Below are 966 nucleotides of genomic sequence, written 5' to 3'. Positions count from 1 at the left end.
GTATCGCACGTCCTTGCCGGCGGCGACGAAAGCGGCATGCAGCTCGTCGCAGACGCGGTCGCACTCGGCGTCGCCCGCTTTCATGTTGATCAGCCCGATGTCGAACGGAGCCACCGCCTCCGGCCAGATGATGCCGTTGTCGTCATGGCTGGCTTCGATGATCGCCGCGACCAGCCGCGACGGACCGATGCCGTAGGAGCCGCCGGAGACGAAATGATCCTTGCCGTCGGGCCCGGTCACCTTGGCGCCCATCGGCTTGGAGTATTTGTCGCCGAAATGGAAGATGTGGCCGACCTCGATGCCGCGCGCCGAAACCTTGTCGCTCTCGCCGATCTTCTCCCACGCCGCCTCGTCGTGCATCTCGTCGGTGGCCGCGTAGGGTGTCGTCCAGGTCTTGACGATATCGCCGATCTCGGCGGCATTGGCGAAGTCGGTCTTCTCTCCGGGCACATCGAGCGAAAGATAGTCGCGGTGGCAATAGACCTGGCTCTCGCCGGTGTCGGCCAGGATGATGAATTCATGGCTGAGATCGCCGCCGATCGGCCCGGTGTCGGCCCGCATCGGTATCGCCTGCAGCCCCATGCGCGTAAAAGTCCGGAGATAGGACACGAACATCCTGTTGTAGGCCGCCCTGGCGCCCTCGAAGTCGAGGTCGAAGGAATAGGCGTCCTTCATCAGGAACTCGCGCGAACGCATGACGCCGAAGCGCGGCCGCACTTCGTCGCGGAACTTCCACTGGATGTGGTAGAGATTGAGCGGCAGGTCCTTGTAGGATTTCACATAGGCGCGGACGATCTCGGTGACCACTTCCTCATTGGTCGGGCCGTAGAGCATGTCGCGGTCCTGCCGGTCCTTGATGCGCAGCATCTCCTTGCCGTAGTCGTCATAGCGGCCGCTTTCGCGCCACAGATCGGCCGACTGGATGGTCGGCATCAGGATTTCCAGCGCCCCGGCGCGGTTCTGCTC

The 966-nt window shown here is 63.4% G+C and carries 1 protein-coding gene; it reads right to left on the bottom strand.

The features are described 5' to 3' along the window. Positions 1–966, bottom strand: a 966-nt coding sequence (gene proS, locus EN906_RS35465; RefSeq protein WP_127375835.1) for a proline--tRNA ligase, incomplete at both ends; no start/stop codon positions are given.

The sequence above is a fragment of the Mesorhizobium sp. M7A.F.Ca.CA.004.06.1.1 genome (assembly GCF_003999135.1).
Classification (GTDB): Bacteria; Pseudomonadota; Alphaproteobacteria; order Rhizobiales; family Rhizobiaceae; genus Mesorhizobium.
The sequence above is the reverse complement of the archived record's forward strand: the minus strand, read 5'-3'. Positions and strand labels throughout refer to the sequence as shown.